Below are 12,061 nucleotides of genomic sequence, written 5' to 3' on the forward strand. Positions count from 1 at the left end.
TTATTTTTGGATGAACGGTTCAGAGGCGGCTCACTTCGCCCCGGCCGCACCTTCCTCCAGCTCACGGAGCATCGCCAGCGACAAGAAGGTCATGGCACCCTTGTCCTCGAATTTGTGGGCCACGTTGCCGGCGATGCCGCCTTGCACGGCGAGTTCACCGATCAGGTCGAGTTTGAGCTGCGGACCGCCCTCCGAGAAGTCGAGATCCGCCAGATCCACCCACACGATGTTCGGACGGGTGGTGGACTCGTAGACGTACCGCTTGTTGGTGAGATCCAGGACCACCTGCCAGATGGTCTGCGAGGCATCGGGCTTGCCCGGGTCCGGGATGCGGAACGGCTGCGCGGCGTTACGGATCACCGAGAACATGCCGGCGATGGCCTCCACCTGGCCGGCCGGTTTGGGCAGTCGGCCGGCGTAGTAACTGGCCCGGGCGAAGCGGTCGCTGGCCAGGGTGGAGCCCGGGATCGGCTGATCGCCACCCAGACCGGTGAACGACTTCACCAGTTCCAGCTGCTGATCGAACGTCGGCGAATTGGTCATCACCTTGTAGTCCTTCGAGTGGTACACCCGGGCCTTGCCGTCGACGTACTCGATGATCGCCGAATCCCCGGTCGCATCGTCGAGCGCCAAGTGCAATCCGGGGCGGACCCCGCCGGTCGGATCGTCCATCTGTACGACCTGGACATCGGTCTCCGCGATCCACGCGGTCGCCTCCGCCACCGTCGCGAAGTTGTCCAGGAAATACTGGAGCCAGATGCCCTGGCCGAGTTGGGTGCGCGAATCGTCAGGCTCACCGTAGGTCGATTCCGCCAGCCACAGGATGTGTCCGGCCAGGCCCGCCTCGTTCATGCCGTCGACAGAGGTGATGTCGAAGGCCGTGGCGACCACGCTGCCGTACTTCGAGGTCCAGGTGAGCTTGCCCGAAACCCCGTCATCCCGTTTGACGCCGCGGGGTTGCTTCCACAGATTGGTCATCAGGTCCTTGTGGAAGTCCATGTTCCTGCCGACCAGAACCGCATCCCCCGCTTCGGGCCACATGACTCTTGTGCACATGCGAGCGAGCCTAGTGTCGGCACAGGTAGGTGTACGGCGAACCCGCGGAACACATCTCATCGCGCAGTTAACCGCTATCGTTTCAAGGCATGGCGTCGACGACGTTGTTCAAGTTGCCTTCTTCGCTCCCGGCAACGCTGTGCACGGTCCTCGCGGCAACGGTGCTCGCCGCCGCGACCGCGCTGTCGGGCGCCGTGAGCGCCATGGCCGATCCGATGACCGTGTGCCCGCCGAACCAACCGTCCTATTGGAATGGGCAACCGTGCTTTCCGCAGCCGTGCGTGCCGCCGTACGCGCCGGGCATCCCGCCGTGCTTCATGCCGCCGCCACAGATCGGCCCGAACGGATTGCCGGTATTCGGTTGAGCCCCAAGAAGTTGATCGCGTATTTCTACTGATCCGGTCGTCCACTCCGTGACCCACGATGGCGTCATGAATCACGAACCGAGTCGCCGCGGGCCGCTGTCGTTCATCGGCATCGCTGCGATGGTTGTCGCGTATCTACTGGTGTTCGCGGTGCTCTCCGACACGGACATGGCATCCAGATTCGAGAATGGCGTCGCGCCACCGGGGACCGACGTGTTGGGTAACCGCATCGCCGCAGTGAGTGGCGTCGTGGCCGGAGGATGCGCATGGGTGGCAGTTGTCGCGGGTCGCATGGTCGTCCCAATAGTGTTGGTACTCATGGCCTCTGCGCCGCTGGCGCTTCTGTCGCTCGTCACGCTGCAACTTGCGTTCTGATCGACCTTCGTCGGCCGCGCAGACCTACCCAGCACCTCGTGTTCGTTCGCTGCTCGCGCGCTGCGATCAGGGCCGGCACCTTCATCGGGAGACACCCGCTGCAATGCGCCGCGACTGGCCGCAGCCGACCGATAGGATTCACCTTCATGTTGCCGGCAAGACTGGTCGCAGCTGCCGCAGTAGCCGCTGTCACCCTCACAGGTTGCGGGCCGACCACCGCACCGTCGCCACCAGCCGTCCCGACAAGTGCGACAACCTCTGCGGCACAGGCCAGTACGACGCCATCGAGCACGAAGCACGAACCGTCCGCCGCATCCTCGGCCCCACCACTGGCCACCGATGCGCACGGTTACACAATCACGTCGATCACGGAGCCAGGCTCGCAACCGGACAAGTCGGTGACCATCCCTCAGCTGTCCGGCGGCGACCCGGCCGTCACTGCGCGCTTCAACGCTGCCATGCAGGCCTCGCGGGCCGGGATGCCCGCACAGTCCGCCGACATGAGCGTGGACGACGGGGAGCTGCCCGGCGGGTTCGGTAGCGGCGTGACCAGGATCGGGTCCGGCGTCGTCGCCGGGCGCATCGTCCTGCTCTGGTATGGCAAAGGCGCCGCGCACCCCAACCAGAGTCTGGGCACCGTGGTGATCGCGACCCACACCGCGACGCCGGTCACCGTCGATGATCTGTACCAGGATCGCCCCGCCGCGCAGGCCCGGCTGCGGACGCTCCTGCCGCAGCTGGACACCAGCGGGCGGCTCAACGAGAGCTCGGTCTCGGGCGAGGACATCGACGCCAACTGGTTGCCCACGTCGAGCGGGCTCGAGGTCTACGTGTCAGTGGCCCACGTAATGGGTGACTACGTAGTCGTCACGGTGCCGTGGGGCCAGATCGCAGATCAGCTGCGGCCGGGGATGCTCGATGTGCTGCGGGCGGACTGAGGGCGGCCCCACTCAACGTCTCCGGCATCGAACTTGACTACACCCCAAGCTCATTGAAGCCCGTGGATGCCATCCTCGAGCCGTACCCTTGTTCCCATGCCGACATTTCCGGCGGAACTGACCTATGCCGGTGCAAGCCTCACCGAACCCGGCCGCGATGTCTGGACGGCCAATCCACCGACCTTCCGCCGCTTCGAGCACACGATCGTCGTCGGCCACGGGAATGCTGTGTGGATCTTCGCGGCGGCCGAGGTGATGCAGTGGGGCATCAAGCGGCGCAGCGGCTTCGATGTCACACCGAACAGTGTTGCCGTTGAAGGTTCCGACTTTTGCATCACGGCAAGGTGGGGACCTGTCGTCGTACGGGAGCCGGTACGGGTCGTCGCTGTCGTCGACGACGACGATCGTTGCGGTTTCGCGTACGGCACGCGACTCGGACACCCTGTCTGTGGCGAAGAGGCATTCATCGTGCACCGAAATGCCGTCGGCACAGTATTTCTGACACTGCGCTCCCTGACGCGGCCTGCACCCGAGTGGCCCTGGCGGCCGCTGTTTCCCGCGTTGCTGATCGCGCAACGCTTCTTTCGCCGCCGCTATCTGCGGGCACTTGCTGTCTGAGCGATCGACTCATCGCCTGACGGCCGGCGGGCTCACACGCCTTATGGCGGTGGCGGAGGGATTTGAACCCCCGGACGGTGTTAGCCGTCTCTCGCTTTCAAGGCGAGTGCATTAGGCCGCTCTGCCACGCCACCGCCGACAAGAGTACGGGCTTCACACCCGGCCGATGTGCGCGGGCGGCGATCCGTTCTTCAGCGCGACGCTGATGCGGCGACAGTTCTCCCCCATTGCCGCGATCTGTGGACGCGAAAGCCTGCCGAGGAAGTGCGAGCGGACGCCCTGCCCGTAGGTCACCATCGCCTCGCGGACGGCGACCCTGCCTTCTTCGGTGATCGTGGCGACCACGCCGCGCCCGTCGTCCGGACTGGCACACCTGGTCACCAGGTTCTGAACTTCCAGCCGTCGGATCTGCCGGGTTACCCGGCTGGGCAGAGACATCAGCCGCTCGGCCAAGTCACCCATCCGCGCCGACCCGGTCGACGACTTGTCCAAGATATCGAGCAGGCGCACATCATTCAGCGTCAGATGATGCGCATCTACCAACGACCGGTTCAAGGTCGCATACATTCGCAACGCCGAGTCGAGGTAGTTCTGCCATGACCTCTGCTCGGCGATGTCCAGGCCCGGCATGTCACCCGCCGTGCGCCCCGCAATCATCCCCGCCATGGGCGCAATCGTAAGGGACGTCAGTATTGCTGCGCTTGGGAAACAGAAGGCTTGTAGCGTGGAAAAAATGCATGCAATTGTCGCTTCCGTCGATGGCCATCTGACCTGGGAAAACGTCGCTGATATCACACCAGCAAACGACGAGATTCTGATCCGGGTTCACGCCGCGGGCGTCAATCGGGCCGACTTGCTGCAAGCGGCGGGCAAGTATCCGCCCCCGCCAGGCGCCAGCGAGGTCATCGGACTGGAGGTGTCGGGCACCGTCGCCGAGCTCGGCGCGTATGTTACCGACTGGTCAGTTGGGCAACCCGTATGTGCATTGCTCGCCGGCGGCGGCTACGCGGAATTTGTCGCCGTACCCGCCGCCCAGGTGCTGCCATTGCCTGATGGCGTTGCCCTGAGCGAGGCCGCAGGCCTACCCGAAGTGGCCTCCACAGTGTGGTCGAACGTCGTGATGACGGCAGGTCTGCAGGCCGGCCAGCTCGTCCTGTTCCACGGCGGCGCCAGCGGCATCGGCACCCACGGCACCCAGGTGGCCCACGCACTCGGCGCGCGGGTCGCCGTAACTGCAGGGTCGGCGGACAAGCTCGCCCTGTGCCGCGAGCTCGGCGCCGACATCACCATCAACTACCGGGACGAGGACTTCGTCGAACGGGTGCGGGCCGAGACCGGGGGCTCCGGGGCAGACGTGATCCTCGACATCATGGGCGCCGCCTACCTCGACCGCAATGTCGACGCCCTGGCCACCGGCGGCCGGCTGGTGATCATCGGCATGCAGGGCGGCATCAAGGCCGAGCTGAACATCGCCAAGCTGCTCGGTAAGCGCGCCGGCGTCATCGCCACCTCGCTGCGTCCCCGGCCCGTCGACGGACCCGGCGGCAAGGGCGAGATCGTGCGGGCGGTCCTCGACAACGTGTGGCCGATGATCGCCGACGGGCGGGTGCGGCCGATCATCGGTGCCGAACTGCCCATCCAGCAGGCTCAGCAGGCCCACGAACTGCTCGCCTCCGGCGAGGTGTCGGGAAAGATCGTCCTGACGGTCTAGCGCGATCAGCCCAGCGAGGCCAGTGCCCGCACGAGCTGATCGACCTCGGCGCCCGTCGAGTAGTGCGACAACCCCACGGTCACCGCGCCACCGATGTCGTTCACCCCGATCACGTCCAGCACGCGGGAGCTGGCATTCGAGATCGCCAGGATGCCGTTGTCGGCCAGCCGTTGCACCACCCGCTCGGCCGGCACGTCCCGCACCACGAAGCTGAGCACCGGAATCTGCGACTCCGGCCTGCCGATCACCATCACCAACGGCAAGGAGCGCAGCGAGGCCACTAGGTACTCGAACAGGCGGTCCAGATACGCCCCGGCCGACTGCATCGACACGGCCAGCCGTTCGCGCCGCGAGCCGCTGGCCGTGTCATCGAGGTTCGACAGGTACTCGATGCTGGCCACCACGCCACCAAGGAAGCCGTACTGGTGCATGCCCACCTCGAGCCGGGCCGGGCCGGTCGCCTGGGGGTTCAACGACACCGAGGCCAGCGAGTCGATCACCGACGGGTCGCGGAACACCAGGGCACCGATCGGAGGGCCACCCCACGGCACAGCGTTGAGGGCGACGACGTCGGCGTCGATCTCGTTGATGTCGATCAGCCGGTACGGAGCCGCGGCCGAGTGGTCGACGACCACCATTCCGCCGACCTCATGCGTGAGCTTTGTCACCTCGCTCAGATCGGTGACGGTTCCCAGCGTCGACGACGCCGAAGCGATGGCCACCAGACGGGTCGGCTTGTCGATCAGCCCTTCCCACTGCCAGGACGGCAGCTCTCCCGTCTCGATGTCGACCTCGGCCCACTTGACCTTGGCGCCATAGCGATTCGCCGCCCGTAACCAGGGCGCGATGTTCGCCTCGTCGTCCAGGCGGGTGACCACCACCTCGTAGCCGAGGCCGACCCGACTGGAGGAGGCCTCGGCCAGCGAGGTCAGCAGTTGGGCCCGGTCTGCGCCCAGCACCACGCCCCGCGGATCGGCGTTGACCAGGTCGGCGACAGCCTGACGGGCAGCGGTGAGGACGGCCGCGCTGCGGCGTGCCGATGGGTGCGGTCCCACTGCCGTGGGCATCGAGCCTCGGAACGCAGTGGACACCGTCGTCGCGACGGAATCGGGCACCAGCATGCCGTTCTGGGCATCGAAGTGGACCCACCCATCGCCCAATGACGGGTGCAAGCCACGCACCCGGGCGACGTCGTATGCCATGCCAGCCACCTTAGAGCGTCCGCAAATATCACAAACCGACACGATTTGGTGAGCGCCCGACCGCACGTTTGCACTTGAAGAGACCGTGCTCGGACCGGGTCGCCCTGGGCAGCCATACTAGTCCAGTGGGCTTCGGGTTCGGAGTGCTAATCGCACTGTTGTTGCTGGTAATACCCGGGGCGCTGATAGCCAGGGCGGGTGGACTCACCGTGTCGACGGCGGTCGCAGTGGGTCCAGCCTTGACCTACGGCACTGTCGCGTTGACGATCGTTCCACTCGGGGCCGTCGGCGTCCCGTGGAATGCATGGTCAGCATTGTTTGCTGTGGCCATCGTTGCCGCCCTGGTGGCCGGGTTGCGGAGGCTGCTCGTCCGCTACCGGGACCGCGACGCCGAGGCGTCGGGCATCGCCATCAAGCCGGCATTGGTGGTTGCGGCGGGGGTGGTGCTGGGCGCCGTCCTGATCGCCGCCGCCGCTTTCGCCGGGCTCCCGCACTGGCAATCCATTCCCAGCACCTGGGACTCGGTGTGGCACGCCAACACCATCCGGTGGATCCTCGACACCGGCCAGGCTTCTCCGACCCACATGGGTGAACTGCGCAACGTCGAGACCCACGAGGCGCTCTACTACCCGTCGGCCTTCCATGCTCTTGCGGCCGTCTACTGCCAGCTCACCGGTGCCGCCGCGACCACCGCGTACACCGTGAGTTCGGTCGTCGCGGCAGTATGGCTGTTCCCGGTGAGCGCGGCAGTCCTGGCGTGGAAGATGGTTCGCCCGCACACCTGCCAGATGCGCACCGCCGTGGTTGCGGGCACCGCGGCAGCACTCGCCGCATCGTTCACCGCCGTGCCCTACGTCGAGTTCGATGTGGCGGCAATGCCCAACCTGGTGGCCTACGGCCTCGCGGTACCGGTGTTCGCCCTCATCGCCTCGACCCCGGCCCATCGCGACCGTATCGGGCTGGCCGCACTCGCCACGGTCGGCGTCTTCTCCGTGCACCTCACGGGTGGCGTGGTGGCGGCGCTGCTGGTGGGCGTCTGGTGGCTGGGGCATGCACTGTGGCAGCCGGTGCGCGGCCGGCTCTCCGACTTCCTGACGCTGGCCGCCGTCGCGGTACCGGCCCTGGTGATCCTGCTGCCCCAATTTCTCGCGGTCCTTCAGCAAGCCGACATCATCGTCGGCCACGCCTTCGTCAACCACCTCGGCAAGAAGCACTCGCTGTTCGCGGCCGTCGTCCAGCACACCCGCCACCTCAACGACTTCCCGATCCAGAACGCCCTCATCGCTCTGGCCGCCATCGGCGGAGTGGTCATGCTGGTCAAGAAGATCTGGTGGCCGCTGGCGGTGTGGCTGATCCTCATCGCGTCGATCGTGCATTCCGGCGCACCGTTCGGCGGGCCGGTGGGCGCCATCACCGGAAAGTTCAGCGACCTGTTCTACAGCGATCCGCGCCGGTTGTCGGCAGTGGTCACCCTTCTGTACGCGCCGATGGCGGCGATCGGTCTGGGCGCACTGGTCCTGCTGGGCGCCGCTGCGCTGCGCCGGGCCGGCGCCCGACCGACCTGGATCCACGCGGCGGCCGCCGTCGCACTGGTCGCCACCACAGTGGGCCTGGCCTGGCACTACTTCCCCCGGCACAAGTACCTGTTCGGACAGAAGTACGACTCGGTGATGATCGGCGCCAAGGACCTCGAGGCCTTCGCCTACCTGGCTGAACTGCCGGATGCCCGCACCACGTTGATCGGCGACGCCAACACCGACGGCACCGCCTGGATGTACGCGGTTTCGGGGCTACACCCGCTGTGGACGCACTACGACTATCCGATGCAGCAAGGTCCGGGGTATCACCGGTTTATTTTCTGGGCATACGCAGATGATGCCGACACCGATCCCCGCGTTGCCGAGGCGGTCGAGGCACTCAACATCCGCTACGTGCTCACCAGCACACCGGTGGTCCGCGGGTTCGTGATGCCCGACGGACTAGTGTCGCTAGACAGCTCACGGTCGTGGGAGAAGATCTACGACAACGGTGAGGACCGCATCTACCGCTGGCACGGAGAGAACGCGGCGAAGAAGACGAACTGACACGACCGATCCAAGGGAAGGCCATGACCATCAACCCCGACGATGACAACATCGAGATCCTCGCCAGCACGGCCGATGAGACCGATGCCGAAGCTGACGGCAAGTCGCTGACAGACCTCGTCGAGCAGCCGGCCAAGGTCATGCGGATCGGCACCATGATCAAGCAGCTCCTCGAAGAGGTGCGCGCCGCTCCGCTCGACGACGCCAGCCGCAACCGGCTGCGCGACATCCACCGCACCAGCATCCGCGAGCTCGAGGACGGTCTGGCCCCCGAACTGCGGGAAGAACTCGAGCGGCTGACGCTGCCCTTCACCGAGGACAGCATTCCGTCCGACGCCGAACTCCGCATCGCGCAGGCACAGCTGGTCGGCTGGCTGGAAGGCCTGTTCCACGGCATCCAGACGGCGTTGTTCGCCCAGCAGATGGCGGCCCGCGCGCAGCTCGAGCAGATGCGCCAGGGAGCCCTTCCGCCAGGACTGCAGGTCCCGGGCGGGCAGCGCGGCGGCCCGTCGCACCCCGGCACCGGTCAGTACCTGTAGGTCGCGTTGTCTGATCCGTTTATCTCGACGCGCGAAGCATGGGTGGAGTTCCCCATCTTCGATGCCAAGACCCGCTCGCTGAAGAAGGCGTTCCTCGGCAAGGCCGGCGGCGCCATCGGACGCAACGAGTCCAACGTCGTCGTCATCGAAGCACTGCGCGACATCACGATGTCGCTGAAAATGGGCGACCGGGTCGGTCTGGTCGGCCACAACGGTGCGGGCAAATCCACACTCCTGCGGCTACTTTCGGGTATCTACGAGCCGACGCGAGGCTCGGCCACGGTGAGTGGGCGGGTGGCTCCGGTCTTCGACCTCGGTGTCGGGATGGACCCTGAGATCTCGGGTTTCGAGAACATCATCATCCGTGGACTGTTCCTCGGACAGACCCGCAAGCAGATGCTTGCCAAGGTCGACGAGATCGCCGAGTTCACCGAACTGGGCGAGTACCTGTCGATGCCGTTGCGGACCTACTCGACCGGTATGCGGGTGCGCCTCGCGATGGGCGTGGTCACCAGCATCGACCCCGAGATCCTGCTGCTCGACGAAGGCATCGGCGCGGTCGACGCGGAGTTCCTGAAGAAGGCGCAGTCACGTCTGCAGAGCCTGGTGGAACGGTCCGGGATCCTGGTGTTCGCAAGCCATTCCAACGAGTTTCTGGCCCGCCTGTGCAAGACCGCGATGTGGATCGACCACGGCACCATCCGGATGACCGGGGGCATCGAAGAGGTTGTCGGTGCCTACGAGGGTCCGGATGCGGCCCGGCATGTGCGTGAGGTGTTGGAGGAAACGGCCCGTGGAGCCTGAATCCGTCGTCGCGGTGATCGTGACGCACCGGCGTCGGGAACTGCTCACCAAATCCCTTGCCGCGGTGGTCACCCAGGATCGCAAACCCGATCACCTGATCGTGGTCGACAATGACAACGACGAGGATGTACGCGAGCTGGTCCTGAGCCAGCCGGTACCCGCGACGTATCTCGGTTCCCGCCGAAACCTCGGCGGTGCAGGAGGTTTCGCGCTGGGCATGCTGCATGCTCTAGCCCAGGGAGCGGACTGGATCTGGCTGGCCGACGACGACGGCCGTCCTGCCGACAACACGGTGCTTTCCACCCTGCTGGCCTGTGCCGAGCAGTACAGCCTGGCCGAGGTCTCGCCCATGGTGTGCAACCTCGACGATCCGGAGCGCCTGGCGTTCCCGCTGCGCCGCGGACTGGTGTGGCGTCGACTGGTCAGCGAGTTGCGCACCGAGGGTGAGGGTGCCCTGCTGCCCGGTATCGCCTCGCTGTTCAACGGCGCCCTGTTCCGGGCCGCCACAGTGGAGTCCGTCGGCGTCCCCGATCTGCGCCTGTTCGTCCGCGGCGACGAGGTCGAGCTGCACCGGCGACTGGTCCGCTCCGGTCTGCCGTTCGGAACCTGTTTGACCGCAAGCTATCTGCACCCATGCGGGACCGATGAGTTCAAGCCGATCCTGGGCGGTCGGATGCACACGCAATACCCGGACGACGAGACGAAGCGGTTCTTCACCTACCGCAACCGGGGCTACCTGCTGTCCCAGCCAGGTTTGCGCAAACTGCTGCCGCAGGAGTGGATGCGGTTCGGCTGGTACTTTCTGGTGTCCCGCCGCGACCCCGCAGGTCTGCGTGAATGGATCCGCCTGCGGCGGTTGGGCAGTAGCGAAAGGTTTTTTCGGGGCGAGCGAAGCGACGGGAGAAGCAACAGATGACGTTCACCGACGCGGCGTCCGACTCCAAGACCATGGCCCGGGCCGTACGCGATCTCTCCGACGGCTTCAGCAAGCGCGAGCTGTGGCTGCACCTCGGCTGGCAGGACATCAAGCAGCGCTACCGGCGCAGTGTGCTCGGTCCGTTCTGGATCACGATCGCCACCGGCACCACCGCGGTGGCGATGGGCCTGCTGTACTCGAAGCTGTTCAAGCTCCCTCTGGAAGAGCACCTGCCCTACGTCACGCTCGGGTTGATCATCTGGAATCTGATCAACGCGTCGATCCTCGAAGGTTCCGAGGTGTTCATCGCCAATGAGGGCCTGATCAAACAACTTCCGACCCCGTTGTCGGTGCACGTCTACCGGTTGGTGTGGCGGCAGCTGATCCTGTTCGGCCACAACATCGTCATCTTCGTGATCATCGCGATCGTCTATCCGAAACCCTGGAAGTGGACCGACCTGGCGGTCATCCCGGCGCTCGGCCTGATCGTGCTGAACTGCGTATGGGTGTCGATCTGCTTCGGCATCCTCGCCACCCGCTACCGCGACATCGGTCCGCTGTTGGCCTCGGTGGTTCAGCTGTTGTTCTTCATGACTCCGATCATCTGGAACGAGTCGACGCTGCAACAGCAGGGCGCCGGATCGTGGGCGAAGATCGTCGAGATCAATCCGCTGCTCCACTACCTGGACATCGTGCGGGCCCCACTGTTGGGCGCCGATCAGGAGGCGCGGCACTGGATTGTGGTCCTGGCTCTGACGGCGATCGGTTGGGGCTTCGCGGCGATCGCCATGCGCCAGTACCGGGCACGCGTGCCGTACTGGGTGTAGACCGCTACATATCCTCCGGTTCGGAGCCGAACACGAACCTGCGTCCGGAGATCTCCTTCGGGTGGATGCGGACGTAGCGACGTTTTGTGGTGGCAATCCAGGAGAGCAGCTGCCCGCTCTCGGCCGCGGCGATCTCGTCCGGCGTCTCAAGAAGCTGCGGTTCGCCCCGCACGATCACGCTCCAGCCCCCGACCACGTCGTGCTCGTCGGCTTCGAACAGCACCCGGTCGTTCCACAGGGCGCTGATCAGCTTGGTGCCCTCGGCAGTCCGGAACAACACGGTGCGGCGCTGGACGACGAAGTTGACCGGGAAGATTTCGAGCCGGGTGCCGACCGTCGTGACCAGACGCCCCAGCGTCACGCTCGACAGCAACTGCCAGCACTCGTCTTCCCCGAGCACCGAAACCGGGCTCTGCGGCGTCATGAGGCCACCGTAGCGCCGAAAAGACAATCGGCGCGCCCGGCTCTTCGAAGAAGAAGCGGGACGCGCCGATTGGCGGGATGACTACCGGACGTTCATGTCCTTAATTCATGTTCCAAGGCTCGCCATAGGTGGTGACGCTGTCACCGGTCGAGGCGATCAGGCGGGCGAACGGACGCAGCAGCACACCACCGGCCGCACCGGT

Annotated in this window: 15 protein-coding genes and 1 tRNA gene; 10 read left to right on the forward strand and 6 right to left on the reverse strand. The window is 65.7% G+C overall.

Annotation, left to right across the window (positions count from 1 at the left end; all coding sequences use genetic code 11):
- Positions 1 to 30 precede the first annotated feature (30 nt).
- Complete coding sequence (locus A5779_RS22785; RefSeq protein WP_064885873.1) at positions 31 to 1,056, reverse strand: bile salt hydrolase; 1,026 nt, start codon at positions 1,054 to 1,056, stop codon at positions 31 to 33.
- An 89-nt stretch (positions 1,057 to 1,145) separates the two neighbouring features.
- Between A5779_RS22785 and A5779_RS22790 the strand changes: the two genes are divergently transcribed.
- The 4 genes from A5779_RS22790 (at position 1,146) to A5779_RS22805 (ending at position 3,352) form a co-directional block, all read left to right on the forward strand.
- A complete protein-coding gene (locus tag A5779_RS22790; protein WP_064885875.1) occupies positions 1,146 to 1,421 on the forward strand; it encodes a hypothetical protein in 276 nt (91 codons plus the stop codon).
- A gap of 66 nt (positions 1,422 to 1,487) precedes the next feature.
- Positions 1,488 to 1,796, forward strand: coding sequence for a hypothetical protein (locus A5779_RS22795; protein WP_064885877.1), 309 nt, complete (start codon positions 1,488 to 1,490; stop codon positions 1,794 to 1,796).
- 398 nt (positions 1,797 to 2,194) lie between these two features.
- On the forward strand, positions 2,195 to 2,734 hold the full coding sequence (locus tag A5779_RS22800) for a hypothetical protein (protein WP_236734853.1): 540 nt from the start codon (positions 2,195 to 2,197) through the stop codon (positions 2,732 to 2,734).
- 96 nt (positions 2,735 to 2,830) lie between these two features.
- A complete protein-coding gene (locus A5779_RS22805; RefSeq protein WP_064885879.1) occupies positions 2,831 to 3,352 on the forward strand; it encodes a DUF1990 domain-containing protein in 522 nt (173 codons plus the stop codon).
- 44 nt (positions 3,353 to 3,396) lie between these two features.
- On the opposite strand, the gene A5779_RS22810 is transcribed toward A5779_RS22805, so the two are convergent.
- Positions 3,397 to 3,486 (reverse strand) — tRNA-Ser (locus tag A5779_RS22810).
- Positions 3,487 to 3,505: 19 nt separating this feature from the next.
- The gene (locus A5779_RS22815) at positions 3,506 to 4,018 is read right to left on the reverse strand and encodes a MarR family winged helix-turn-helix transcriptional regulator (protein ID WP_055118620.1); all 513 of its coding nucleotides are present in this window, start codon (positions 4,016 to 4,018) and stop codon (positions 3,506 to 3,508) included.
- Positions 4,019 to 4,085: 67 nt separating this feature from the next.
- Between A5779_RS22815 and A5779_RS22820 the strand changes: the two genes are divergently transcribed.
- Positions 4,086 to 5,063 carry an NAD(P)H-quinone oxidoreductase gene (locus tag A5779_RS22820; RefSeq protein WP_064885907.1) on the forward strand — a complete coding sequence of 326 codons (978 nt, stop codon included), beginning with the start codon at positions 4,086 to 4,088 and terminating at the stop codon, positions 5,061 to 5,063.
- Between the two features lie 5 nt (positions 5,064 to 5,068).
- Here the strand turns inward: A5779_RS22820 and A5779_RS22825 are convergent, their stop codons facing one another.
- Positions 5,069 to 6,265, reverse strand: a complete 1,197-nt coding sequence (locus A5779_RS22825; protein WP_064885881.1) for a cysteine desulfurase-like protein — start codon at positions 6,263 to 6,265, stop codon at positions 5,069 to 5,071.
- Positions 6,266 to 6,390: 125 nt separating this feature from the next.
- On the opposite strand from A5779_RS22825, the gene A5779_RS22830 reads away from it, so the two are divergent.
- The 5 genes from A5779_RS22830 to wzm are packed head-to-tail and all read left to right on the forward strand — an operon-like array spanning position 6,391 to position 11,435.
- Positions 6,391 to 8,349: a DUF6541 family protein gene (locus A5779_RS22830; RefSeq protein WP_064885882.1), complete on the forward strand. Its 1,959-nt coding sequence runs from the start codon at positions 6,391 to 6,393 to the stop codon at positions 8,347 to 8,349.
- A gap of 23 nt (positions 8,350 to 8,372) precedes the next feature.
- Entirely contained in the window at positions 8,373 to 8,888 is a 516-nt protein-coding gene (locus A5779_RS22835; RefSeq protein ID WP_064885884.1) for a bacterial proteasome activator family protein, read from the forward strand.
- Positions 8,889 to 8,894: 6 nt separating this feature from the next.
- Positions 8,895 to 9,692 (forward strand): galactan export ABC transporter ATP-binding subunit Wzt/RfbE, encoded by a 798-nt coding sequence (gene wzt / locus A5779_RS22840; RefSeq protein ID WP_055118629.1) that lies wholly within the window; start codon positions 8,895 to 8,897, stop codon positions 9,690 to 9,692.
- Positions 9,652 to 10,608 (forward strand): galactofuranosyltransferase GlfT1, encoded by a 957-nt coding sequence (gene glfT1, locus A5779_RS22845; RefSeq protein ID WP_064885909.1) that lies wholly within the window; start codon positions 9,652 to 9,654, stop codon positions 10,606 to 10,608. The genes wzt and glfT1 overlap by 41 nt, the downstream gene beginning before the upstream one ends.
- Positions 10,605 to 11,435, forward strand: coding sequence for a galactan export ABC transporter permease subunit Wzm/RfbD (wzm, locus tag A5779_RS22850; RefSeq protein ID WP_064885886.1), 831 nt, complete (start codon positions 10,605 to 10,607; stop codon positions 11,433 to 11,435). The genes glfT1 and wzm overlap by 4 nt, the downstream gene beginning before the upstream one ends.
- A 4-nt stretch (positions 11,436 to 11,439) precedes the next feature.
- Here wzm and A5779_RS22855 read toward each other — a convergent pair whose 3' ends face one another.
- Both A5779_RS22855 and A5779_RS33140 read right to left on the reverse strand, forming a co-directional pair.
- A complete protein-coding gene (locus A5779_RS22855) occupies positions 11,440 to 11,859 on the reverse strand; it encodes a pyridoxamine 5'-phosphate oxidase family protein (protein WP_064885888.1) in 420 nt (139 codons plus the stop codon).
- Between the two features lie 100 nt (positions 11,860 to 11,959).
- The coding region (locus tag A5779_RS33140) for an MspA family porin (RefSeq protein ID WP_174551555.1) at positions 11,960 to 12,061 on the reverse strand (102 nt) is incomplete at its 5' end.

The sequence above is a fragment of the Mycolicibacterium peregrinum genome (genome assembly GCF_001665625.1).
GTDB classification, from domain to species: domain Bacteria; phylum Actinomycetota; class Actinomycetes; order Mycobacteriales; family Mycobacteriaceae; genus Mycobacterium; species Mycobacterium peregrinum_B.

What these genes read in the sequence shown, in the direction of transcription:
- A5779_RS22785 (WP_064885873.1), bottom strand. Translation starts at nt 1,056, where the DNA reads ATGTGCACAAGAGTCATGTGGCCCGAAGCGGGGGATGCGGTTCTGGTC.
- A5779_RS22790 (WP_064885875.1), top strand. Translation starts at nt 1,146, where the DNA reads ATGGCGTCGACGACGTTGTTCAAGTTGCCTTCTTCGCTCCCGGCAACG.
- A5779_RS22795 (WP_064885877.1), top strand. Translation starts at nt 1,488, where the DNA reads ATGAATCACGAACCGAGTCGCCGCGGGCCGCTGTCGTTCATCGGCATC.
- A5779_RS22805 (WP_064885879.1), top strand. Translation starts at nt 2,831, where the DNA reads ATGCCGACATTTCCGGCGGAACTGACCTATGCCGGTGCAAGCCTCACC.
- A5779_RS22815 (WP_055118620.1), bottom strand. Translation starts at nt 4,018, where the DNA reads ATGGCGGGGATGATTGCGGGGCGCACGGCGGGTGACATGCCGGGCCTG.
- A5779_RS22820 (WP_064885907.1), top strand. Translation starts at nt 4,086, where the DNA reads ATGCATGCAATTGTCGCTTCCGTCGATGGCCATCTGACCTGGGAAAAC.
- A5779_RS22825 (WP_064885881.1), bottom strand. Translation starts at nt 6,265, where the DNA reads ATGGCATACGACGTCGCCCGGGTGCGTGGCTTGCACCCGTCATTGGGC.
- A5779_RS22835 (WP_064885884.1), top strand. Translation starts at nt 8,373, where the DNA reads ATGACCATCAACCCCGACGATGACAACATCGAGATCCTCGCCAGCACG.
- glfT1 (WP_064885909.1), top strand. Translation starts at nt 9,652, where the DNA reads ATGTGCGTGAGGTGTTGGAGGAAACGGCCCGTGGAGCCTGAATCCGTC.
- wzm (WP_064885886.1), top strand. Translation starts at nt 10,605, where the DNA reads ATGACGTTCACCGACGCGGCGTCCGACTCCAAGACCATGGCCCGGGCC.
- A5779_RS22855 (WP_064885888.1), bottom strand. Translation starts at nt 11,859, where the DNA reads ATGACGCCGCAGAGCCCGGTTTCGGTGCTCGGGGAAGACGAGTGCTGG.